This window comes from Thermus brockianus, assembly GCF_021462505.1.
Classification (GTDB): Bacteria; Deinococcota; Deinococci; order Deinococcales; family Thermaceae; genus Thermus; species Thermus hydrothermalis.
This window is the reverse complement of the sequence record NZ_JAKEDV010000003.1, coordinates 235,592-257,839: the sequence shown is the minus strand read 5'-3', so window position 1 is coordinate 257,839 and position 22,248 is coordinate 235,592. Positions and strand designations below refer to the sequence as shown.

The following is a 22,248-nucleotide window of genomic DNA, read 5'->3' as shown; positions in this document are numbered from 1 at the left end:
CCAATATGCTCCTCCCCTATCCCGCCATCGCCCTGGGGGCGCTTCTCCTTGGGCTCTTGGTCGGGGCCTTGGGGTATGGCGACCCCTATGTCCTCCCCTGGTTCATGATCTTCACCGCCACCCTGGCGAGCGCTCGGGGGCTTGGGGTGGGCCTGGGGGCCGCCTTCCTCTCCACCCTTCTCCTTCTTCTTTTTCCCGGCTTTGACCTGGTGGCGGCGGCCCTTCTCCTCCTTTCGGCCCTCCTCGCCCACCAGGTGGGCCAAAGCCTCCGCCTGGCCCACCGCCGGGCCAAGCACCTAGCCCGGGCGCAGAAGCTCCTGGCGGAGGCCCTCGAGGCCCTCCCCCAAGCCGAGAACCGGGAAACCCTCCTCCGCACCCTACCCAAAAGGCTCGCCGCCTTTGGGGAGGGGGGGCATGCCGGGGTCTGGGTCCCGATGCGGGAGGGCTTCCGCCTTTTGGCCAGCGAACCTCCCCTAGCCCTGGACACCATCCCCGCCACCGGGGTGGTGGGGCGGGCCTTCAGGGAAGGAAAGCCGGTACACGTGCCCGATGTGCGCCAAGAACCCACCTACATCGGCGCCCCGGGCCACCAGGCCCTGGCCGAGCTGGCCCTTCCCCTTCTGGAGCGGGGGGAGGTGGTGGCGGTCCTCAACTTGGAGCGGAACCGCCCCTTCACCCCGGAAGAGCTAGAGGGCCTTACCCGCTTCGCCCAAGCGGTAAGCCTCCAGCTTTCCCGCCTGGCGGACCTGGAAGAGCGGCGGCTCCTCGCCGAACTCGCCCAGAGGATGCAAAGCGCCGCCACCCCGAAGGAGGCCGCCCAAAAGGCCCTAGACCTCCTCCTCCAGGTCCTTGGGTTGGAAAGCGGAACCCTTTGGGAAGCCAGGGGGAGCCGCCTGGTGGCCCTGGCCTACCAGGGGGTGGAGGAGCCTAGCCTCCTTCGGGTCATAGAAGAGGGGCTGCCCTACGGGGTGGGCCTGGCCTGGCAGGTCTACGAAACCCATAGCCCCGTCTTCACCGCCCGCTACGCCGAGGAAAGCCGGACCGTCCCCGCCCTCCGGAACCTGAACTGGCGCACCTTCGCCGCCTTGCCCATCCCCTCCCCCGGTAGCCCCCGGGCCCGACGGGTCTTGGTGGTGGGCCAGAAGGAGGAAAGGCTCTGGCGGAAGGCGGAGGAGGAGCTCCTCCTCTCCGCCTGCCGGGCCATTGGCCTCGGCTTGGAGGGCCTCACGGAAAAGCGCCGGCACCAGGCGGTAAACCGGCTTTTCCTAGACCTATTGGAAAGGCCCCTAGAAGCGCTTTACCAAGCGATCCTGGAGGAGGCCATCCGCCAGGTACCCGGCGCAGAAGCGGGAAGCCTTTTGGTGTTGGAGGGCGGGGAGTACCGCTTCCAGGCGGCGGTGGGTTATGACCTGGAGGGCCTAAAGGCGGTGCGCTTTACCCCTGAGGGCATGCTCCTCTGGTACGGCCGGGGGGAGGAAGCGACCCGCCGGGGAGAGCCCCGGATCATGAGCGTAGAGGACCGCCTCATTTCCGAGATCAGCCACCAGACCGCCCCTCCCGAGGTCATAGACACCGCTGGCCGGGCCAAGGAGATCCAGGCCAACCTCTGCCTCCCCGTGCCCTACAAAGGCGAGGTGCTCGCCTACCTGAACCTGGACAACCACCACGACCCCCGGGCCTTCGGGGAGGACTCCCTCCAGGTGGCCCGCTTCTTCGCCGCCCCCCTGGCCACCCTCCTCCACGAGCACCGGACCCGGCACCTCCTAGAGGAAGCCGCCCTCACCGACCCCCTCACGGGCCTCCAAAACCGCCGGGCCTTTGACCGCTACTTCCTGGAAGAGCTCAAACGGGCGGAGCGCTACGGCTACCCCCTTTCCCTGGCCATCCTGGACCTCAAGGGCTTTAAACCCGTGAACGACCGCCTGGGCCACGCCGTGGGCGACCTCGCCCTCATCAAGGTGGCGGAGGTCCTAAAAAGGGAGCGCCGCAACGGGGACCGCGTCTTCCGCTGGGGCGGGGACGAGTTCGCCGTCCTCTTTCCCCACACCCCCAAGAAGGGGGCCATCGCCGCCGCCTACCGGTATGCCCGGGCTATTGAGCACCTTTGCTTTGGCGAGATCTGCCTGGGGGTGAACATCGGGGTGGCCACCTACCCTGAGGACGGTACCTCCGCCGACGAGCTCCTTTCCGTGGCCGACACCCGCATGTACCAGGCCAAGGCCCAGGGCCTGGCGGTGGTGGCTTAGAGTGGGGTTGAAACGGATCCCAAAAGGCGTAAAATAGGCCTGGTCCGGCCATGAGCCCCTCTGCGGGCAGCCTAAGCCAACTCCTCCTCCCCCTCCTTCGGGAAGGGCTAAGGGGGCTTCCCGAGGCTCTAAAGGGGGTAGCGGAAGCCCTGGCAGCGCACCGGGCCTACCTCTTCCGCTTGGAGGAACGGCAGGGGGTCTGGTACACCAGCCAGCTCGCGGAGTGGGCCCAAGAAGGCGTAGAACCCCAGATTCAGAACCCGGCTCTGCAAAACCTGCCCATGGTGGAATCCGGCTATGGGCGCTGGCTAGACCGCTTTTTGGCGGACCAAAGCGTGGCCGGCCCCGTGGCCACCTTCCCCGAGGAGGAAAGGCCCCTCCTCGAGGCCCAAGCCATCCGAAGCCTCCTGGTGGTGCCCATCTTCGTGGAGGGAAGGCTTTGGGGGTTTTTAGGGGTGGACGACTGCGCCCGGGAAAGGACCTTCACCGAGGAAGACGAGGCTACCCTCCGGGCCCTAGCCGGGGTTTTGGCCCAGACCCTGGAGCTTTGGGAGCGCACCCGTTGGCTCCACCTCTTGGTGGAGGCATCCCCCTTTTACCTGGCGCGGTTTTCCCCAGAAGGAAGGTCGCTTTACGCCAACCCGGCCCTAAAGGGCGCCTTTCCCCAAGGGCTTTCCCTGCCCCTAGAGGAAGCCTTGGCCCACCCCGGCCGCCCCTTCACCCACCTCTCCCGGGCAGGGCGGGCGGTGGAGTGGACCCTTTTGGCGGTACCGGGGCCGGGCGGGGAGGCGCTGGAAGTGCTGGCCCTGGGGGTAGACGTGACGGAACGGGAGGAGGCAGAAGCCCGGGAAGCCCGGTGGAACGCCTTTCAGCGGAACCTCCTACGGATCTACGAAACCCTCATGGCGGAGGGCCTTTCCGACTCCATCTTCGGCCTCATTCTGGAGGCTGCCTTGGACACCATCCCCAGCGCCCAGGCGGGGAGCATCACCACCCTCATGGAAGACGGCTGTTACCACTTCGTGGCCGCCCGGGGCTACGACCTCGAGGCCCTCCGCCAGATATGCCTCCGCCCCGAAGAACCCCTCTCCCTCACCGGCCACCGGGAAGCCCAGGTCTTCACCTGGCAGGACCTTATGCGCTTCAACGCCCGCCTAGACCCTAAGAGGCGGCAGGTGATGGAGGAGGCGGGCCGGGTGCGGGAGATCAAGGCCATCCTCTCCGTGCCCGTCTTCCTGGCGGGGGAGCGCAAGGCCTTCTTGTACCTGGATAACTTTGAGCGGGAAGACGCCTTTACCCCTTTGGACCTGGAGCTCGCCCAGGCCTTCGCCAGCCAGCTTGGGCTTCTCCTAAGGCGCCTGGAGCTGGAGGGGGCCCTGCAACACCTGGCCTACCACGACCCCCTCACGGGCCTTCCCAACCGCCTCTTCTTCCTGGAAAAGCTGGCCCAAGCCCTCCGGGAGGAGCCCGAGGCCCTGGCCCTCCTCTACTTGGACCTGGACGGCCTGAAGCTGGTGAACGACCTAGACGGCCACGCCGCCGGGGACGAGGTTCTCCGGGTGGTGGCCGCCCGCTTGCGGGCCACCCTGCGCCCCCGGGACCTGGTGGCCCGGCAGGGCGGGGACGAGTTTCTGGTCCTCCTCACCCACCTCAAAAGCCCGGAGGAGGCGGTGAGCGTGGCAGAGAGGCTTTTGGAGGTGGTGCGCCTGCCCATCCCCTTGCGGGAGCGGATCTACCACCTCACCACCTCCATCGGCCTCGCCATGGGGGAACGGGGCCTCGGCCCCGGGGAGCTTTTGCAACGGGCAGACCTGGCTCTTTACCGGGCTAAGGGGGAAGGCAAGGACCGCTTGGCCTTTTACGAGGCCCACCTCCAGGAGGCCCTGCGGCGGGAGATGCACCTTCTGGAAGCCCTAAGACACGACCTGGAGCGGGAAAAGGGGCTTTGGCTCGCCTACCAGCCCATCGTGGACTTGGAAACGGGAAGGCCCGTGGCCCTCGAGGCCCTCCTTCGCTGGCCCCTCGCCTCGCCCGGGGAGTTCATCTCCTTGGCCGAGCGCCACCGCCTGGTGTCCGCCTTAGGGCAGTTCGTCCTGCGGCGGGCCTGCCAGGAGCAAGGCCGCCACGGCCTCCCCGTGCACGTGAACGTGAGCCCCCAGGAGCTTTTGGACCCCCACTACCCCGCCCAGGTGGCCCAGATCCTGGAGGACACGGGCTGCTCCCCGGAGAACCTGGTTCTGGAGGTCACGGAGTCCACCCTCATCCCCGACGAGCGGGGCCGGGAGGCCACGGGGAGCCTCCAGGTCCTAAGGCGGCTTGGGGTAAGGGTCTTCCTGGACGACTTCGGAAGCGGCCACTCCAGCCTGGAGCGCCTGGCCCAGCTCCCCGTGGACGGGCTCAAGCTGGGCCAGGCCTTCACCCAGGCCCTGGGAAGCCCCCCCGACCCCCAAAGCCCCGCCGCCCGGCTGGTGGCCGCCGTCTTGGCCCTGGCCAAGACCCTAGGGCTCCAGGCCGTGGCCGAAGGCGTGGAGGACGAGGAGGTGCTGGCCTACCTGAAGGCCCTGGGCTTCCGCCTGGGCCAGGGGTATCTCCTGGGAAAGCCCTCGCCTTTATACTCATAGGAAGGGTGAAGCTTAGCGACCCTTGGAAAATCGCCTTCGCTTACCTGCTCTTCTCCCTAGCCTGGATCTTGGGAAGCGACCGGCTCCTCCTTGCCCTCACCCCTTCCCCGGAAACGCTTACCCTTTGGCAAAGCGCCAAGGAGGTGGTTTTCGCCTTCCTCTCGGGAGGGCTCATCTTCCTTCTGGCCCGGGCCCTCGAGGGCAAGTGGCGAAGGGCCGTCCGGTCTTTGCAGGACTGGGAGCGCCGTTTCCGCGCCCTGGTGGAGCATAGCCGCGAGCTCATCTACCTCCTGGATGCCCAAGGGCGTATCCGCTACGTATCCCCCAACGTAGACCAGGTCCTAAACCACGACCCCCTGGGCTACACCCGCCAGGACCGCCTCGCCCTGGACTTCGTCCACCCGGAGGACCGCCCCTATGCCGAGGCAGCCTTGGAGGACCTCCTCCGCCACCCGGGGGAGGTGCGGGAGTACCGGCTCCGCGTCCTGGACGGCCGGGGCAGGACACGGGCGGTGCGGGTCTGGGGGAAAAACCTCTTGGAAGACCCCGCCATTGAGGGCATCGTCCTCAACATCCAGGACGAAACCGAGCTGGAGGAGGAACGGGCTAGGCTTAAAGGCATCTTGGAAGCCCTTCCCGGGCTAGTGTACCAGGCCCGGGTGGCGGAAGGCCAAGACCCCGCCTATGCCCCCCTCCTCTACGCCGCCCCCCGCCAGGCGGAAGCCCTCCTGGGCTACCCCGCCCAGAGGCTTTTGGAAGACCCCGCCTTCTACTTCACCCAGGTCCACCCCGAGGACCAGGCCCGCCTGATGGACGCCGTGCGCCAAGCGGTGGCCGAGCCCGGGGTGGTGCAGGTCTGCACCTACCGCTTCTGGCACGGGAAAAAGCAGGCTTGGGTCTGGCTTCGGGATACCCTGGTCTTTGACCCCATCACCCGCCTCCTCACCGGCTACACCTACGACGTGAGCCAGGAGGTGGCCCAGGAGGAGCGCTTCCGCCTCCTCTTCCAGTCCCACCCCCTGCCCATGTGGGTCTACGACCAGGAAACCTACCGCTTCCTGGAGGTGAACGAGGCGGCGGTGCGGAAGTACGGCTACACCCGGGAGGAGTTCCTCTCCATGACCATCCTGCACATCCGCCCCGAAAGGGAGCGCCCCCGGCTTCTAGAAGACCTCAAGCGACCCAGGGAAGCCTACCAGGTTTCCGGCCCCTGGACCCACCGCCTCAAGGACGGGCGGGAGATCCAGGTGGAAATCCACTCCCACACCCTGGAGTACGCTGGCCGCCCGGCGGTCCTAGTGGTGGCCCTGGACATCACGGAAAAGCTAAGAGCCGAGGCCACCCAGAGGCTTCTGCAGAAGGCCCTCGAGGCCGCCCACGAGGCCGTGGTCCTCACGGACAAGGACGGGCGCATCCTCTCGGTCAACCCCGCCTTCACCCACCTCACCGGCTACGCCGCGGAGGAGGCCGTGGGGCAAAACCCCCGCATCCTCAAGTCGGGCCTGCATCCCCGGGAGTTCTACGCAGAGCTGTGGGCCACCATCCTGGCGGGCCAGGTGTGGGCAGGGGAGCTCATCAACCGCCGCAAGGACGGCACGCTCTACACCGAACACATGACCATCATCCCGGTCCTGGAGGAAGGCCAGGTAACCCAGTTCATCGCCTTCAAGCGGGACGTCACCGAGGAGAAGGCCAAGGAACAAGCCCTCCGCGAGTCCGAGGCCCTTTTCCGCACCCTGGCGGAAACCGCCCCCGCCCTTATCCTCCTCTGGCAACAGGAAGACCTCGAGGACCCGGGAAGTGCCCGCCTCACCTTCGCCAACCCCATGGCCACGGAGATCACCGGCTATACCCTAGAGGAGCTCGCCTCCCGGCCCATCTGGGAGTTCGTCCACCACGCCGACCGGGAGATGGTGCGAAGCCGGGGCCTGGCCCGCCTAAGGGGGGAAACCCCCCCTGCACGCTACGCCTTCCGCATCCTGACCAAAGGGGGCGAGGTGCGCTGGCTGGACTACTCCGCCGCCCGGGTGGAGATTCGGGGCAGGCCCGCCATCCTGGGCGTGGGCCTGGACATCACCGAGGCCAAGGAGAAGGCGCTGGCCCTGGAGGCTTTCGCTCAGGTAAGCCTCGCCCTGCGCCGGAGCGAGGACCTCAAGGAGATGATGGAAAGCGCCCTGGACGCCGCCTTGGCCGTCCTGGAGGCCCCCGTGGGGAGCATCCTCCTCTACGACCGGGACACAGGCCGCCTGGAGGAGGCGGCAAGCCGGGGCTGGCTTAAGGCCATCCCCACGCCGCCCACCCTTGCGGGGGAGGGCCTGGTGGCCCGGGCCTTCCGGGGAGAGGTGGTGGTGAGCCAGGACCTGAAGAACGACCCCCGGGTGCGGCCAGGGGCCAGGGCCCTGGTGCCGGAGGGCTTTAGCGGGGTGGTGGTGCCCATCCTGGCGGGCACGGAACCCGTGGGCGCCCTAACCCTCGCCTGGCCCCACCCCCGCACCCCCACCCCGGCGGAGGTGGAGCGGGCCCAGCTCGTGGCCGAGGCCATGGGCAACGCCGTGCGCCGCGCCTCCTTAAGGCAAAAGCTCACGCGCAGGGTGGCCCAGCTGGAAGCGCTAAGGACCGTGGATCAGGTCATTTTGGCCTCCATGGACATCGCCCCCAGTCTTGAGGTAATCCTGGACAAAATTTTCCTCCTGCCCGTGGATTCCGCCGCCTTCTTTCTCTATAACCCCCAAGAGAAGGCCCTTCTACTGGCCGCCCATCGCGGATTCCACAGCCCCAGAGCGCTCCTGCCCAAACGCCTCCTGGTGGGGCAGGGGCACGTGGGACAAGCGGCCCTTTCGGGAAGCAAGGTGGCGGTAGAAGACCTAGCGAAAGAACCAGGGAGCCACCCGGACTTCACAAGGCAGGAAGGCCTGGTAGCGGAAAGGGCTTATCCCCTACTCGCCCGCGGCAAGCTCCTGGGCGTCCTTGCCGTCTTTACCCGAAGGCCCTGGGACCTTTCCCCAGAGGATGAGGAGTTTTTGGAAACCTTGGCGGGACAAAGCGCCTTGGCCTTAGACAACCTCTTCACCTTGCAAGAACTAAAGCGGAGCCAGCAGGAGCTGGAAGCCGCCTACGACCTCACCCTCTGGGGCTGGGCCAAGGCGGTGGAGCTCCGCGACCAAGAAACCGCCGGCCACACGGAGCGGGTCACGGAGCTCACCCTGCGCCTGGCCAAAGCCTTGGGGGTGCCCGAGGAGGACCTGGACGCCCTGAGGCGGGGAGCCATCCTGCACGATGTGGGCAAGATCGCCATCCCCGACGCCATTCTCCTGAAACCAGGCCCCCTCACGGAGGAGGAGTGGCAGGTGATGCGGAAACACCCGGTCTACGCCTACGAGTGGCTTTCCGGCATCCCCTTCCTCAAAAAGGCCCTGGAGATCCCCTACGCCCACCACGAGCGCTGGGACGGCTCGGGGTATCCCCGGGGGCTAAGGGGCCTGGAGATCCCCCTTGCCGCCCGCATCTTCGCCGTGGTGGACGTGTACGACGCCCTGACCTCCGACCGCCCTTACCGCAAGGCCTGGCCCCGGGAAAAGGCCCTGGCCTATTTGCAGGAACAAGCGGGCAGGCAGTTTGACCCCGAGGTGGTGGAGGCCTTCCTCCGGCTTATGGCGGGTGAAGACCCGGAGTCCACCCCCTAGTCCCAGCCCAAAAGCCGCCTGGCCTCGGGGGAAAGCCTGGCCGGGGTCCAGGGCGGGTCAAAGGTGAGGTCCACCCTCACCTCCTCCACCCCGGGCAGGAAGGACAATGCCCGCCGCACCGCCTCCCCCAGGCTGTCGTGCAAGGGGCAGCCGGGGGTGGTGAGGGTCATGCGCACCCAGGCCCGGGGAGGCGCTACCTTGAGCTCGTAGATAAGCCCCAGATTGACCACGTCCAGGCCCAGCTCGGGATCGTAGACCGTTTTAAGCAGGTCCCATGCCTGTTCTTCCAGCGTCATCGCCGCATCACCTCCCAAAGGGCGAAGGCGTGTACCGCCACCCCCAGGGCCAAGGCCCACCCCGCCAAGGGGAAAAAGGGGAAGGCCAAGGCCCCAAGCCCCCAAAGCCCGCCCGCCAGGTACCCAAGCCCCTCGGCGAGCATGTCCTTGAGGAGGGGCACCCGCTCCTTCCCCGCCTTGGGAGCGTAGCGGTGGGTCCAGACCAAAAAGGGAAGGATTTTGTAGAGCATCCCGCTCACCACGAGCCCTACAAACCCGAGGGCGAACCACCAAGCGGCCCAGACCGGCCTTGCGGGAAGAGCCCATAGGGCTAGCCCCAGGAACAAGAGCCCCCCCAGGTAGTGCCGCACCCCGATGTCCAGCCTGCGCTTCGCCCGGTGGCGCAGGATGCGGTAGGTGTCGTAAAGGGCGAGGCCATAGGCGAGGAGGAGGAGCCCATACCCCAGCCCCTCCCCCAGGGCCAGCCCCCCAAGCCCCAGGTTGGCCACCCAGAGGAGAAGCCCCAAGACCCCCTCGTCCACCCCGTGGGTGAGGGTAAACATGGAAAGGAGCCTGTACCCCACCCCCAGGATGGAAAGGAGGAAGACCCCACCGAGCCCAGCCAGGAGGTGCCAGGCCAAGCGCTCGGGGTCGTAGAAGCCAAAGCGCAGGGAAAGGGCCTGGACCAGGCCCAAGAGGGGGGTTAGGACCAGGTAGAAGACCACCCAGGCGAGGGCGGTGGCCACCCGGTTCCAGCGGGGGGCAAGGCGGAAGGTCCGGTAAGCGTGGTAGGCAAAGAGGAGGAGGGCACAGAGGGCCAACCCCCCGCCCAAGGGGACGAGGAGCGGCCACCGGGCAAAGCCCAGGGCCAAGAAGGCCACCCCCAAGGCCCAAAGGGCCATCACCGGGTAGCCGAGGCCGGGGCGGTAGAGGGGAGCTTCCAGCACCACCGGCAGAAGCTGGTGCATGGCCCCAAGGAGCACCCCCACCCCAAAGCCCAGGAGGTACAGGTGGGCCCCCGCCAGGCCCACGGGGTGCCGGGGCACAAGGAAGGCCTCCGGGTGGAGGACCCAAAGCCAGGCCGCCCAAAGGAGAAAGGCTTCCCCCAGGAAGATGAACCCGGCGGGAACGGCCAAGGGGATGACCCGGGTGTGGACGGTCGCCACCATGCCCTAATCCTCAGGGGGCCCACGTCGGCCTCGCCATAACCCAGGTCATGGCTAGCGCCCAGGAGGCAGGAGGGTTAGGGTATCCCCCTCGGCCAAGGGGGTGGCGAGGCCCTGGAGGTAGCGGACATCCCGGCCGTTTAGGAGCACGGCGAAGCGGGGACGAAGGCGCCAAAGGGTCTTGGGCTCCAGCCAAAGGCCCACCGCCTCCTCGGCGAAGAGGGGCTCCAGGGAGACGTCCCTCAGGGCGGGGAAGGCGGCATACACCTTGCAGAGGGCCTCCTCCACGTTCGCCGCCCGCAGGCAAAGGGGCTTGGGCAAGGCGGGATAGGCCAGGCCCAAGGCCTGGAAGCGAACGGAAACCTCCCCTTCCCGAAGCGCCAGGGCGGCGTCAAAGCCTTTGCGCATCACCTCCTCCTGGGCGGAGAGGTACACGAGCCAAGGACGCACGTCCCCCACCCTTTCCGCCACGTACCGCCCCACCTGGGCGAAGGAAAGGCCCACGTACTCCGGGGGGATGTAGGCCCCCTTGGGCCCTAACCCCCCGTGCCAAAGCCCAGCCCGGTAGACCTCCCGGGCGAACTCCGCCGAGGTGTCCACCCCCAGGGTGCGGGCGAACCAAGCGGCGAAGAAGGCCCGCCTAAGGTAAAGCTCCTCCTCAGGCACCCGCCCTTCCCAGCCCAGGGCCCGGGCCGTGCCGGGGTGGCGGCTTAGGCGCTCGTACACCTCGGCCACGAAACGGGAAGCCCCCTCCAGAAGCCGCTCCGCATCCAGGCGCATGGCCCGCTTGGCCTCCTCGCTAAGCCCCCCAAAGGCCAAGAGGTCCTGGAAGACCTCCTCGGGCAAAGGGGGTAGCTCTAGGGCAAGGGCTTCCACCCCGACCTCCACCGGTTTCACGCCCTCCTCCTTTCCCGCTCCTCGCGCATTTTCCTCAGCATATCCGCCGTCACCACCCGCTTGCCCATGGCGTGGGCAAAGACCAAGGTGGCGAGGAGTTGCAAAGCCCCGGCAAGCCCAAGCCAAGGGCCTAGCCCCTGGTGGCCCATAAGGTAAAGGGGCACCAGCACAAGCCGGAGGAGGAGCCCGGCGTTGAGGAGGAAAAAGGTGAGGGCCTCGAGGGCCTCCTGCCTTAGCCCCCCTGGCCTGGGCATCATCCAGTAGGCCACGCCCATGACCATCTGCAGGAAAAAGCCCACAAGCCCTGCGTGCACGTGGCTTGGGCGAAAGGGGCCCACCAGGGAAGGGAAAAGGTAAAAGAGGCTCCCCAGGAGGGCGGTGTACACCAGGTACACGAGGGCCGCCCGCACGAAGAGGTAGTGCCAAAAACCCATCACCCCCCCTTGCGGATGAGGAGCTTCACCTGGCCCGGACCCAGGTCCTTCAGAGCGTAGGCGTGCCCCTCCTCCTCCAGACGGGCGAGCAGGTGGACGGGGCGGCGCACGTGGTGGACCAATAGCTTCTCCCCTGCCCTCAAGGACGCCAGCGCCTCCAGAACCCGCACCATGGGCAAAGGAGGCTCGAGGTTCTCCTCAACCACCACCTCCGCCTGGTAGTCTTCCCAATCCTCCTCGGAGAGGGAACGCAACGGGGGGGCTTGCTGACTCTCCCCCACGCTTTCCCGGTAGAAGTGGGCCCGGAAGTGGTTCTCCCCTAGCTTTTCGCACCAGGCGGCGAAGCCCTGCTTACCCAACACCCGGTAAAGGGGCACGGGCTCAAAGAGGACCTCCAGCACGAGCCTTTTCCCGGGCCCCACCTCCTTGGCGGCCGCCAGGATGTGGGCAAAAGGCTCCCCACCCCCCTCCAGGATGGGGCGCACGTCCAGGTGGAAGCCCACGGGGGCATCCAGCCAGGGAGGGGGCGGGGTAGAAAGCAGGCTTTCCTCCAAGGAGGCAGGCGGTGGAGCCTCCGAGGCCACCCCCAAGGCCCGGTTGAGCCGCGCCACCAGCTCCTCCGGGGCAAGCCCGGCCATCCTGGCCGCCTGGGCCACGGTGACCAGGTTGGGCATGGTCCGGCGCAGGAGGGGGTTTTTCAGCTTCTGGAAGGCAGGGCTCGCCTCCAAGAAGACCTCTAGAAGCTCGGGCCAGCGCTTCAGGACCTCCGCCACCTTCATCTCCGGCCGGACCATACCGCCTCCTACCGCCGGGTGATCCGCACCCGCCACACCTCCGGCCCGGCCTCGAGGTACTCCCAGGCGAACGCCCCGGGCCGCTCCGCCTGGAACTGGTAGTAAAGGGGCCTGGGGTCGTGGTCGTTGACCAAGACGAAACTCTCCCCCGGCTCCAAGCTGTCAAAGACGCCAAAGATCCGTGGGTGCCGCTCTCTTGGGGGTATGGGACGAACGTCCAGCTCCATAGCGCCCTCAGTTTCCCCGGGCCAGTCCTCCTCTTGCCATGACCTAGGTCAAAGGGAAAAGCCCCCGCCTTTGGCGGAGGCCCACCCGTTGGGCTTCGGCTCAACAGGGCTTCTCCGCCCCCCTACGGGCGTAGTAGTACCAGTTCAGGAAGAGGTTCAGGGCGTAGAAGACCATGAGGCCGTAGAAGAAGGCGGTAAAGCCCCCCGTGGCCTTTTGGGTGTAGGCGGCCAGGGTGGAGAAGATAAAGGGCCCATAAGCGGCGATGGCCGCCGTCCAGCCGATCACCCCACCCGCCTGCCTCGGGGGGAAGATCATGGGCATCTGTTTGAAGGTGCTGGCATTGCCCACCCCGCTAAAGAAGAAAACCAGGAGCATGGCCAGCACAAAGAAGGGGAATTGTTCCAATGAAGTGGGCCGGGTGAAGAGGGTGACCAAGAGGGCCGAAACGAGGATACCCATGGCGGACACCTGGGTCACAATGGCCCCGCCGAAGCGGTCGGTAATGGGCCCGGCCAACACCCGGGCCAAGGAACCCACCAGGGGACCAAGGAAGGCATAGCGCAAGGGATCGGGGGCGCCATCGAACTTCCCGTAGACCTCCCGGATGAGCAAGGGGAAGATGGCGGAAAAGCCCGAAAAGGAGCCGAAGGTCATGATGTAGAGGCTGGTCATGATCCAGGTGTGCTTGTCGCGGAAGATGTCAAACTGCTCGCGGAAGTTGGCCCGTACCGGAACGCTCCGCAAAAAGGTCCATGCGAGCCAGGCCCCCACCAAAACAAAGGGAATCCAGACAAACGTGGCGTTTTGCAGCCAGATGGGCTGGCTGAGACCGGGCTTGGGGGTAAAGGTTTGCGGAGCGCCCAACAAGGAGCCGAAGAGGGCAAAACCGATGATCCAAGGGGTTACAAACTGCACCACGGAAACCCCAAAGTTGCCGATCCCCGCCTGCAAGCCCAAGGCCGTTCCCTGCAGGCGCTTGGGAAAGAAGTAGCTGGTGGAGGGCATGAAGCCGGAAAAGTTTCCCCCGCCCACGCCGGCCAAGAAGGCCAGCAGGAGGAGAACCCAGTAGGGCGTATTGGGGTTCTGCACGGCGAAGCCCCAGCCCAATAGCGGCACAAGGAGGAGCAAGGTGGAAAAGGTCACGAGATGCCGGGTGCCCAAGATAGGCGGCAGGAAGGTCCAAACGATGCGCAACGTCCCCCCCGCTAACCCCGGCATGGCGGTGAGCCAGAAAAGCTGGGTCGTGTCCAAGGGGAAGCCGGACTTGGGCAGGCGCACCACCAGGGCGCTCACCACATACCAGGTGATGAAGGAGAGGGTGAGGTTAAAGGTGGTAATCCAAAGGGTGCGCCAGGCCAAGGCAGGGTCCCAGCGCTTAGGGTCTTCTGGGTTCCAATCCGTAATCCACGTACCCTTGGTGCTCTTGGTCATTACCGGTCTCCTTTCATCTCAAACTCGTGCCGCAGGTGCTTGGCCTCCTCTTGGAGAAGCTGGATCACCGTGAAGTGCATCCAAAGGAAGGCGATGGCGGTGAGAACGAAGAGCACGAAGAAGGTCATCTGGGGCAAGCCCGTCCAAGCCTGGGCGTAGGCGAAAAGGGGCGGGAGGAAGAAACCTCCCAATGCCCCCAGCATTCCCACCAACCCTCCCACCGCGCCCACGTCCTGGGGAAAGTAGGTGGGGATGTGCTTGTACACCGCCGCCTTGCCGATGCCCATCCCCACCCCGATGAGGAAGACGAGAAGGGTGAAAAGCCAGACGTTCATGGTAAACTGCATGACCTCCTTGGTCCCCCCCTTGGTATAGAGGACGATGTGCCCCTCGGGCATCATGAGGATGCCCGAGGCGAAGAGGATGATGCCGAAGGTCCAGTACATGACCCGCCGAGCCCCTAGGCGGTCCGAGAAGTACCCGCCCACGGGGCGGAGGAGGCTTGCCGGGAAGATGAAAAGGGCGGTGAGGAGCGCTGCCTCGTGCAAAGGCAGGCCAAAGACATCCACGTAGTACTTGGGAAGCCAAGCGGACAAGGCCACGTAGGCGCCGAAGACCACCACGTAGTAGAGGCTGAAGCGCCAGACCCGCACGTACTTGAGGGGCCTAAGCATCTCCAGGAAGGGACGCCCCTGCCCGGGGCGCTTGTCTTTCCTGGGGGTGCCGAACCAGAGGACAAAGCCCATGAGCACTAGAAGGATGGCGTAGAGGAAGGGGATAAAGCGCCAACCCCCGGGGATAAGCCCCCCCAGATATCCCGCAGGCGGGATGCTGGCGATGAGGGCCGGGCCGATGAACTTGGTGACGCTGGCCCCCACGTTCCCCGCCCCGAAAAGGCCAAGGGCAAAGCCCTGTTGCTCCTTGGGGAACCAGGCGGAATTCCAGGCGATGCCCACGCTAAAGCTATTGCCGGCAAAACCCACCAAGAAGGCGTAAAGGAGAAGCTCCTGGTAGCTTCCGGCACGGGACACCAAGTAGGCGGGGATGGCGGTGAAGAAAAGCATTAGGGTAAAGACCAGCCTTCCCCCGTAGCGGTCGGCGAGGATGCCTGCCAGAAGCCGCCACAAGGAGCCGTTCAGGATGGCCACCGCAGAAAGCCAGGAAAGCTCCACGTCCGAGAGGCCAAACTCCTTGCGGATGGGCACGCCCAGCACCCCGAACATGAGCCAGACAGCGAACATCAGGGTGAAGGCTAGGGTAGAAAGCCAGAGGACGCGAAGCCGATCTGGCCTTTCCCTTTCCAGTTGCCTAGGGTCGTGGACCATGGTTCACCTCGCCAGCTTCCTAACCCAGATCACGATTTGCCAGGACCGCACCAGGTACCCCAGGGGCACGGTGACGATGTGCACGAGCCGGGAGAAGGGGAAGAGGGCCAAAAGGAGCCAGAAGTTGAACACGTGGAGCTTGGTCCAGAAGGGCAGGTCCACAAGGAGTTCGGGCCTGGGTTGGAGGGTGAAGACGGACCACAGGTAGGGGGTCATCACCGCAGGGAACCAGAAGCTCCCGTAGCGGTAAAGGAGGGCGGTGAGCACCCCGGTAAGGGCGGAGACGAAGACCAGGACCAAGACCAGGTAGTCCATAGGGGTGGAGGCCGCCCGCACCCGAGCCACGGCGATGCGGCGAGCAAGGAGGACGTAGGTGCCCGCCAAGGCCCAAAGGCCCAGGCCAAGCCCGGTTATCTCCAAGAGGTAAAGCCGCAAGGGGACCGCGTTCCAAAGGAGAAGCCCCTTGGGGAGGAAGAGGGCCAAGAGATGGCCTAGGAGAACGATCACCAGCCCCCAGTGCATGGCGGTGGAGCCGAAGAAGAGGCGTTTTTGCTCAAGAAGCTGGCTAGACTGGGCGGAAACGGAAAAGGGCCGGTAGACCATGCGGTAGGCGGTGACCACCACCGCCAAGGTGAGGGCGATGTAGGGGAAGGCACCGAAAAGGAGGGTGTTCCAGTTCATCCTTCACCTCCTTGTCAAGACCTCTTGCAAAGCATCCTGGACGGCCTCGAGGAGCAGAAGGTAGGGGTTCTTGGCGTCCAGGGTCTTCAGGGTGCGTTGCATCTCGGAAAGCGCTTTGGGCAGGATTTCCAAAAGCTCAGGCAAGGGCGCCTGGCAACGGGCCAGGTAGCGGAGGACGTTCGCCAGGTGGTCGGGAAGCTCGCTCCCTGGGTCAAGGCCAAGCTCCCGATAAGCCCGCGCCAAAGCCGCCAAGAGCTCGCCCCGAAGGTAGCTTTCCCCGTAAGCGGCGTAGCCCACATAGGGAGCGGTGGTGGGGGTAAGGTCCAGGGTACGGGTGTAGAGCTCCTCCCACTCGCCCAAGGAAAGGTCCTCCACCTGCCGCAAGAAGCGCTCCAACCGCTGCTTGGCTGGGCTCCTGGGGCACTCAATCCACCGGCGCCAAAGCTCCTCAAGCCGTCCCGGCACCGGGTAGTCCAAGGCCAGAGCCAAGGTTTCCAACAGGATGGGGTTCGGCATGCTTCCCTCCTACTCCCCCCGCACGGGCGGCTGGATGTAGCCGAAGCCCGCCTCACCCTTGGCGGCCAGGGGGTCGTTCCACACCTCGGCGGCCATCTCCCGGTGGTAGGGGGGCAGGACGAACCGCTCCTCCAAGGTGGGCAAGGTGGTGAGGCGGTAAATGGCCTCGGCCTCCTCTAGGGAAAGCCCCGCGTCCGCCAGAACCTGTAGGGCCTTTTCCGTGGGGCGGCCCTCGAGGCTCTCCTGCCGCTTGAGGATGCGCACCGCCAACATCTTCTTGAGGATGGGCAGAATGAGGGCCTCGTTCCCGCCGGCGAAGAGGTTCGCCAGGTACGTCACGGGCATGCGGGCCCTGTCCAAGCTGGCGTATAGCTCAAAGTCCAGGTCGGTTTCGGGCAGGTCCAGCCGCACCAGGCCTCCATTGCCCTGGCTCGCCCGCAGGGCCTTCTCCACCGTGGCCACCACCGGGGAGAGGGGAGGAACGTAGAACATCATGGCCAGGGTGCGGTACTCGGGGTGGAGGGGGAGAGCGAGCCGCCAGACCTTAACGAACTTGTAGATGGGCGAGTTCTGGGCCGCCTTGATCCAGCCCTCGTCTATTCCTTCGGCCTGGGCGGCGGCGATGACCTCGGGGTCAAAGGGGTCCAGGATAAGGGAGAGCTGGGAAGCCACCAGCTCCTCGTCCGGCACCATGGCCGCCTCGGGGATGCGGTCGGCATCGTAAAGCAAGACCCCCATGTAGCGGATCCGTCCCACGCAGGAGTGGGCGCAGGCCGGGGCCTGGCCGGTCTCCAGCCGGGGAAAGCAAAGGATGCACTTCTCGCTCTTGCCCGTGGCCCAGTTGTAGTAGACCTTCTTGTAGGGGCAAGCGGCCACGCACATCCGCCAAGCCTTGCACTTGTTCTCGTTGACCAGGACCACGCCGTCTTCGGCCCGCTTGTAGATAGCGCCGCTGGGACAGGCGGCCACGCAGGCGGGGTTCAGGCAGTGGTTGCAGATCCGGGGCAGGTACTGGAAGACCACCCCCTCAATCTCCTGAAGCTGCGCCCGCACCTCGGGGTCTAGGACCTTGAGGTTGGGGTCGTTTTGGGCGTAGAGGGGGCTTCCCCCCAGGTCGTCGTCCCAATTGGGCCCCGCCTCCGGGGTCATGGGCTCCCCGGTGATCATGGACACGGGAATGGCCGTGGGCTGGTACTCGGTTTCAGGAGCGGTGAAGAGGTCGGAATAACGGAAGGTGTAGGGCTCGTAGTAGTCGTCCAAAGAGGGCAGGGCCGGGTTGAAGAAGAGGCGGAAAAGGCCCTGGGCACGGGAGTGGAGCCTAAGGTCCAGGTGGCCGTCCTTGTAGGCCCAGCCCCCCTTGAAGCGGTCCTGGTCCTCCCAGCCCGTGGGGTAACCGGCCCCGGGCCGCGTTTCCACGTTGTTCCACCACATGTACTCTGCTCCCTTGCGGTCGGTCCAGAGGTTTTTGCAGGCGATGGAGCAGGTGTGGCAGCCGATGCACTTGTCCAGGTGGAAAAGCATGGACATGTGGGCTCTAACCTTCATGGGCTTCCTCCTTTACCACTCCGGGGGCTTCTCCAGCTTGCGCACATAGACCCAGGTGTCCCGGTTCACCCCCACAGGCCCCCAGTAGTTGAAGGCGTAGGTGAACTGGGCGTAGCCGCCCGACATCAGCACGGGTTTGAGGCGGGCCCGGGTGATGGAGTTGTTCATCCCCGCCCGCTGGCCCCTCAGCGGGCTCTTGGGAATGCCTACCGTGCGCTCCGTGGCGTGGTAGACGAAGACCGTGCCCCGGGGGATGCGGGCGGAAACGATAGCCCGCTGCACGAAGACCCCGTTGTCGTTGAAAAGCTCCACCCAGTCGTTGTCCTGGATGCCGAGCTCAGCAGCGTCCTTATCGTTGAGCCAGATGGGATAACCGCCCCGGGAAAGGGTCATCATGCGGTGGTTCTCGGAATAGGTGGAGTGGATGGACCACTTGCCGTGGGGGGTGATGTAGTTCATCAGCTTGCCTTGGGCCTCTTTGGCGCTTCTTTCCGTTTCCTGGAGCATATGAACCTCGGGGCGGGGCTTGTAGGTGGGCAGGTGTTCCCCCCAGGCCAGGTAGTTGGGGTGGTCCAGGTAGAAGTGCTGCCGCCCCGTGAGGGTGCGCCAGGGTATCAGGCGCTCCACGTTCAGGGTGTAGGGGCTATAGGCCCGGCCGTGGTTGAGGATAGCGCTCCAGGTGGGCGTGGTGAGCTGGCGTCGGGGCTGGGCCACGATGTCCTTGAAAGAGATGCGCACGTGGCGGTTGCCCTCCGCCAGGTCGGTGAGCTTTACCCCGGTCTTCTTCTCCTCGTCCAAGAAAGCCCGGTAAGCGAGCTCCCCGTTGGAAACGGGGTCCAGGAAGAGGATGGCTTCCGCCACCTGGCGGGGTTCCTCGAGGCTCGGCCGCTTCTCCCCTTGGTAGAGCCGGGGTTGGCGCTCGGCAAGCTCCTTGTAAAAATCCTCCACCGGGATGGCAAGCCCGTGCATCCCCACCCCGTTCTTCTCCACCACCGGACCCAGGGTGACCATCTTCTCGTAAAGCTGGGTGTAGTCCCGCTCCACCACCCGGAACTTGGGCATGGTTTTCCCGGGGATGGGCTCCACCTCGCCCCGTTTCCAGTCCTGGTCCCAAAGTTGGGCCATCTCGTCCGGGGTGTCGTGCTGCAAGGGGATCATGACGATGTCCTTCACGGGGGTGGGCAGGTGGGCCTTAGCCATCTCGGAGACCTTCTTTGCGATGGCCTTGAAAATCTCCCAGTCGGGCTTGGACTCCCAGGAGGGGGGCACGGCGGCCTGCAGGGGGTTGATGAAGGTGTGGAGGTCGGTGGTGTTCAGGTCATCCTTCTCGTACCAGGTGGCGGCAGGGAGAACGAGGTCGGAATAAAGGGCGCTGGTGTCCATGCGGAAGTTGAGGTCCACCACCAGGTCCAGCTTCCCCTCGGGGGCAGGCTTGCGGTACACCACCTCCGCTACGTGTCCTTCCGCCACCTCCTCGGCGATGGCGTTGGTGTGCGTACCCAGGTAGTGTTTCAGGAAAAACTCGTGCCCCTTGGCGCTGGTGCCGATGGCGTTACCCCGCCAGATGAACCAGACCCTCGGCCAGTTCTCGGGAGCATCCGGGTCTTCCACGGCAAACTTAAGCTCACCCCGCTTCAGGGCTTCCACCACGTACTGGACAACCTCCGCCTCGGTCTTGGCACCCTTGGCCTCCGCCTCCTTCACCACCTCCAAGGGGCTCTTGTTGAACTGGGGGAAAAAGGGAAGCCATCCCTTGCGCACGGCACGCACCTGGTGGTCTACCGTGTGGTCGGTAAACCCTTGAGCCGTTTTGTCGTAGGCGGAGAAGCCCCTTTCGTAGCGCCACTGGTCCGAGTGGACGTAGTGGAAGCTCGGCGTGTTCTGCTGCCGAGGGGGGTAACCCCAGTCGGTAGCGAAGGCGATGGGGCCCCAGCTGGCCTGGTTGGCGAGCTTCTCCTGGCCCACGTAGTGGGCAAGGCCGCCCCCGTTCACGCCCACGCTTCCCGTGAGCATGAGGGCCACGATCCCGGCGCGGTACATGAGGTTGTTGTGGTACCAGTGGTTGATGCCCGCGCCGATGATGATGAGGTTCTTCCCCTGGGTCTTAAGCCCGTTTTCTCCCCAGGCCCGGGCGTACCGGAGAAGGGTTTCCCGGTGGATCCCCGTCCACTTCTCCTGCCAAGCCGGGGTATAGGGCAGGTCGTCCTCGTAGCTTTGCGGGTAGTCCCCGGGCAAACCCCGGCCCACCCCGAACTGGGCCATGAGCAGGTCAAAGACCGTGGCCACCGCCACCTTTTCCCCTTCCTTGGTGGTGAGGTACTTCACAGGAACCCCACGCTTGAGCTTGCGGTCCGAGGCAAAATCGTCCAGCTCCACCAGGACCACCGCATCCTCCACCCCGAGAAGGCTCAAGCGGGGGTTAAGGGGTTCGCCGGTTTTGGGGTCTTCCAGCTTCAGGTTCCACTTGCCCTTTTCCTTCTGCCAGCGGAAGCCCAAGGTCCCCCCGGGCATCCGGGGACCTTTGGTCTCGTCGTAGACGAGAAGCTTAAAGTCCCCGTTTTCCTCCTCGGCGTACGCTGAAAGGCGGTTCGCCCGGAGGTAGCGCCCGGGACGGCCATCCTTGATCTCCACCAGGAAGGGGCTATCCGTGTAGCGCTTCAGGTATTCCTGAAAGTAGGGCACCTCCTTATCGGCGTAGAACTCCTTTAGGAGGACATGGTTCACCGCCATCCAGAAAGCACCGTCCTGACCGGGGTTTATGGGAATCCACCAGTCAGCGTACTTGGAAACCTGGGAGAAGTCGGGGCTGAACACGGTGAGCTTCGCCCCGGCGTGCCGCACCTCGGCGATGAAGTGGGTGTCCGGGGTGCGGGTCATGTTGAGGTTGGAGCCCATGACGGCGATGAAGCGGGCATTGTACCAGTCAGCGGACTCGTGGACATCCGTCTGCTCCCCCCAGATCTCCGGCGAAGCGTTGGGCAGGTCGCAGTACCAGTCGTAAAAGCTCATGGGAACGCCGCCCAAGAGGGAGAGGAAGCGGCTTCCAGCGGCGTAGGAAATTTGGCTCATGGCAGGGATGGGAGAAAACCCGATGACCCGGTCAGGCCCGTACCGCTTCACCGTGGAAACCACGGCGGCAGCGATGAGTTCCAGGGCTTCCTCCCAGGTCACCCGGCGGAACCCCCCTTTGCCCCTCGCCTTTTGGTAGCGCTTACGCTTGTGCGGATCGCTCTGGATGGCCTCCCAGGCAGCCACAGGGTCTTGGTGCTTGGCCTTAGCCTCCCGCCAGAGGTCCAAAAGGGCCCCCCGGGCATAGGGGTACTTCACCCGGATGGGGCTATAAAGGTACCAGCTAAAGCTGATGCCCCGCTGGCACCCCCGGGGCTCGTAAGGAGGAAGGCCAGCCTCGAGGCTCGGGTAGTCCGTGGCCTGGAGTTCCCAGGTGACGATGCCATCCTTGACGAAGACCTCCCAGGAACAGGAGCCGGTGCAGTTCACCCCATGGGTGGTGCGCACCCTTTTGTCGTGCTGGAAGCGGTTGCGGTAAAACTCCTCCCACTTCCTTTCCGCCGGGTTTTCCACTTCCTTGATCCAGTCTCTCATGCTCACCTCCTAAGCTGGCTCCGGATGCGCTCCGCCAAGCTCTTGGGGCGGAGTTGCCAAACCGCCGCCTGGTAGACCAGAAGAAGCCCCAAAAGAAACACCCCGGCCACCAAGAAGCGGCCCAGGTACAAGGAAGATGGCCTGGGGGTTTCCTCTGAAGCCTGCACCAAGAACGCAGCCAAAGCGGCGGCTTCGGCTTCGGTGAGGGGCCTGCCCCTATACGCCTCCCGCATCACCGGAAAGGCGGGGTTGGTGAGCAAGGCGGTGAGCCCCGCCTCCCCTCCCAGCCGCTTGGCGGCGTCCGTGAGGTCCTTGCCCAGGGAACCACCCCCCAGGAAACCCAACCCGGCCACGGTATGGCAGGCCTGGCAGGGAGCGCCGCCGTTTTGCAAGGGCCTTTGGCCCAGGTAAAGGGCCCGGCCCAAGGCGGGATCCCCTTGGGTCGCCACCGGCGCTGGTCCCTCGGGCTTGGCTCCGGAAAGCCCTTTCAGGTACTGGGCGATGGCCCGGGCTTGGGCCTCGGAAACCTGCGGCATGGGAGGCATGACCCCGTTGTAGGTGACGCCCCCCACCTCCAAGGGTCCGGAAAGCCCTTGGCGCACCACCTGGACCACGTGGGTTTCGTCTAAGGCCCTGGGGTTCCCGGCCAAAGGCGGGATAGCTCCGGGGACGCCCTGGGCCTCGGCCCCGTGGCAGCCGGCACAGAACTGGCCGTAAAGGGCCTTCCCCTCCTGGGCCAAGGCAGGGGCCAGGAGGAAGGCCAGGACCAGGGGATAGAGCCTTCGCTTCATCCTCACCTCCGG

General features: G+C 65.5%; 16 protein-coding genes. 3 read left to right on the top strand and 13 right to left on the bottom strand.

The window, feature by feature from the left end; translation table 11 throughout:
• Positions 1 to 5: 5 nt before the first annotated feature.
• The 3 genes from LXN00_RS05370 to LXN00_RS05360 are packed head-to-tail and all read left to right on the top strand — an operon-like array spanning position 6 to position 8,550.
• Entirely contained in the window at positions 6 to 2,246 is a 2,241-nt protein-coding gene (locus tag LXN00_RS05370; RefSeq protein WP_234505864.1) for a diguanylate cyclase, read from the top strand.
• Positions 2,247 to 2,296: 50 nt separating this feature from the next.
• Positions 2,297 to 4,867, top strand: coding sequence for an EAL domain-containing protein (locus tag LXN00_RS05365; RefSeq protein ID WP_234505861.1), 2,571 nt, complete (start codon positions 2,297 to 2,299; stop codon positions 4,865 to 4,867).
• Between the two features lie 5 nt (positions 4,868 to 4,872).
• Complete coding sequence (locus tag LXN00_RS05360; RefSeq protein ID WP_234505859.1) at positions 4,873 to 8,550, top strand: PAS domain S-box protein; 3,678 nt, start codon at positions 4,873 to 4,875, stop codon at positions 8,548 to 8,550.
• Here the strand turns inward: LXN00_RS05360 and LXN00_RS05355 are convergent.
• From LXN00_RS05355 to LXN00_RS05295, 13 genes are all read right to left on the bottom strand, one after another.
• Complete coding sequence (locus LXN00_RS05355; protein ID WP_234505857.1) at positions 8,547 to 8,846, bottom strand: metal-sulfur cluster assembly factor; 300 nt, start codon at positions 8,844 to 8,846, stop codon at positions 8,547 to 8,549. The genes LXN00_RS05360 and LXN00_RS05355 overlap by 4 nt on opposite strands.
• Positions 8,843 to 9,994, bottom strand: coding sequence for a hypothetical protein (locus tag LXN00_RS05350; RefSeq protein WP_234505854.1), 1,152 nt, complete (start codon positions 9,992 to 9,994; stop codon positions 8,843 to 8,845). The genes LXN00_RS05355 and LXN00_RS05350 overlap by 4 nt, the downstream gene beginning before the upstream one ends.
• A gap of 51 nt (positions 9,995 to 10,045) precedes the next feature.
• Positions 10,046 to 10,888 (bottom strand): protoglobin domain-containing protein, encoded by an 843-nt coding sequence (locus LXN00_RS05345; protein WP_418952983.1) that lies wholly within the window; start codon positions 10,886 to 10,888, stop codon positions 10,046 to 10,048.
• The gene (locus tag LXN00_RS05340; protein WP_234505851.1) at positions 10,885 to 11,322 is read right to left on the bottom strand and encodes a hypothetical protein; all 438 of its coding nucleotides are present in this window, start codon (positions 11,320 to 11,322) and stop codon (positions 10,885 to 10,887) included. The genes LXN00_RS05345 and LXN00_RS05340 overlap by 4 nt, the downstream gene beginning before the upstream one ends.
• Entirely contained in the window at positions 11,322 to 12,116 is a 795-nt protein-coding gene (locus LXN00_RS05335; protein WP_234505848.1) for a DUF2249 domain-containing protein, read from the bottom strand. Before LXN00_RS05335 ends, LXN00_RS05340 begins: the two co-directional genes overlap by 1 nt.
• Before the next feature lie 8 nt (positions 12,117 to 12,124).
• Positions 12,125 to 12,343 (bottom strand): DUF2249 domain-containing protein, encoded by a 219-nt coding sequence (locus LXN00_RS05330; RefSeq protein WP_234505845.1) that lies wholly within the window; start codon positions 12,341 to 12,343, stop codon positions 12,125 to 12,127.
• Positions 12,344 to 12,443: 100 nt separating this feature from the next.
• The gene (locus tag LXN00_RS05325) at positions 12,444 to 13,775 is read right to left on the bottom strand and encodes an MFS transporter (protein ID WP_234505844.1); all 1,332 of its coding nucleotides are present in this window, start codon (positions 13,773 to 13,775) and stop codon (positions 12,444 to 12,446) included.
• Positions 13,775 to 15,100 (bottom strand): MFS transporter, encoded by a 1,326-nt coding sequence (locus LXN00_RS05320; RefSeq protein WP_234505843.1) that lies wholly within the window; start codon positions 15,098 to 15,100, stop codon positions 13,775 to 13,777. The genes LXN00_RS05325 and LXN00_RS05320 overlap by 1 nt, the downstream gene beginning before the upstream one ends.
• Before the next feature lie 3 nt (positions 15,101 to 15,103).
• Complete coding sequence (narI, locus tag LXN00_RS05315) at positions 15,104 to 15,781, bottom strand: respiratory nitrate reductase subunit gamma (RefSeq protein ID WP_234505840.1); 678 nt, start codon at positions 15,779 to 15,781, stop codon at positions 15,104 to 15,106.
• Between the two features lie 3 nt (positions 15,782 to 15,784).
• Positions 15,785 to 16,297: a nitrate reductase molybdenum cofactor assembly chaperone gene (locus LXN00_RS05310; RefSeq protein WP_234505837.1), complete on the bottom strand. Its 513-nt coding sequence runs from the start codon at positions 16,295 to 16,297 to the stop codon at positions 15,785 to 15,787.
• A 9-nt stretch (positions 16,298 to 16,306) separates the two neighbouring features.
• Positions 16,307 to 17,842 (bottom strand): nitrate reductase subunit beta, encoded by a 1,536-nt coding sequence (narH, locus tag LXN00_RS05305; RefSeq protein ID WP_234505834.1) that lies wholly within the window; start codon positions 17,840 to 17,842, stop codon positions 16,307 to 16,309.
• Positions 17,843 to 17,854: 12 nt separating this feature from the next.
• The gene (locus tag LXN00_RS05300; protein ID WP_234505831.1) at positions 17,855 to 21,445 is read right to left on the bottom strand and encodes a nitrate reductase subunit alpha; all 3,591 of its coding nucleotides are present in this window, start codon (positions 21,443 to 21,445) and stop codon (positions 17,855 to 17,857) included.
• A 2-nt stretch (positions 21,446 to 21,447) separates the two neighbouring features.
• Complete coding sequence (locus LXN00_RS05295) at positions 21,448 to 22,236, bottom strand: c-type cytochrome (protein WP_234505829.1); 789 nt, start codon at positions 22,234 to 22,236, stop codon at positions 21,448 to 21,450.
• Positions 22,237 to 22,248 lie beyond the last annotated feature (12 nt).

Bases quoted from the DNA above. Each gene is read 5' to 3' on its own strand.
- LXN00_RS05370 (WP_234505864.1), top strand. From the start codon at position 6: ATGCTCCTCCCCTATCCCGCCATCGCCCTGGGGGCGCTTCTCCTTGGG.
- LXN00_RS05365 (WP_234505861.1), top strand. From the start codon at position 2,297: ATGAGCCCCTCTGCGGGCAGCCTAAGCCAACTCCTCCTCCCCCTCCTT.
- LXN00_RS05355 (WP_234505857.1), bottom strand. From the start codon at position 8,846: ATGACGCTGGAAGAACAGGCATGGGACCTGCTTAAAACGGTCTACGAT.
- LXN00_RS05350 (WP_234505854.1), bottom strand. From the start codon at position 9,994: ATGGTGGCGACCGTCCACACCCGGGTCATCCCCTTGGCCGTTCCCGCC.
- LXN00_RS05340 (WP_234505851.1), bottom strand. From the start codon at position 11,322: ATGGGTTTTTGGCACTACCTCTTCGTGCGGGCGGCCCTCGTGTACCTG.
- LXN00_RS05335 (WP_234505848.1), bottom strand. From the start codon at position 12,116: ATGGTCCGGCCGGAGATGAAGGTGGCGGAGGTCCTGAAGCGCTGGCCC.
- LXN00_RS05330 (WP_234505845.1), bottom strand. From the start codon at position 12,343: ATGGAGCTGGACGTTCGTCCCATACCCCCAAGAGAGCGGCACCCACGG.
- LXN00_RS05325 (WP_234505844.1), bottom strand. From the start codon at position 13,775: ATGACCAAGAGCACCAAGGGTACGTGGATTACGGATTGGAACCCAGAA.
- LXN00_RS05320 (WP_234505843.1), bottom strand. From the start codon at position 15,100: ATGGTCCACGACCCTAGGCAACTGGAAAGGGAAAGGCCAGATCGGCTT.
- narI (WP_234505840.1), bottom strand. From the start codon at position 15,781: ATGAACTGGAACACCCTCCTTTTCGGTGCCTTCCCCTACATCGCCCTC.
- LXN00_RS05310 (WP_234505837.1), bottom strand. From the start codon at position 16,297: ATGCCGAACCCCATCCTGTTGGAAACCTTGGCTCTGGCCTTGGACTAC.
- narH (WP_234505834.1), bottom strand. From the start codon at position 17,842: ATGAAGGTTAGAGCCCACATGTCCATGCTTTTCCACCTGGACAAGTGC.
- LXN00_RS05300 (WP_234505831.1), bottom strand. From the start codon at position 21,445: ATGAGAGACTGGATCAAGGAAGTGGAAAACCCGGCGGAAAGGAAGTGG.
- LXN00_RS05295 (WP_234505829.1), bottom strand. From the start codon at position 22,236: ATGAAGCGAAGGCTCTATCCCCTGGTCCTGGCCTTCCTCCTGGCCCCT.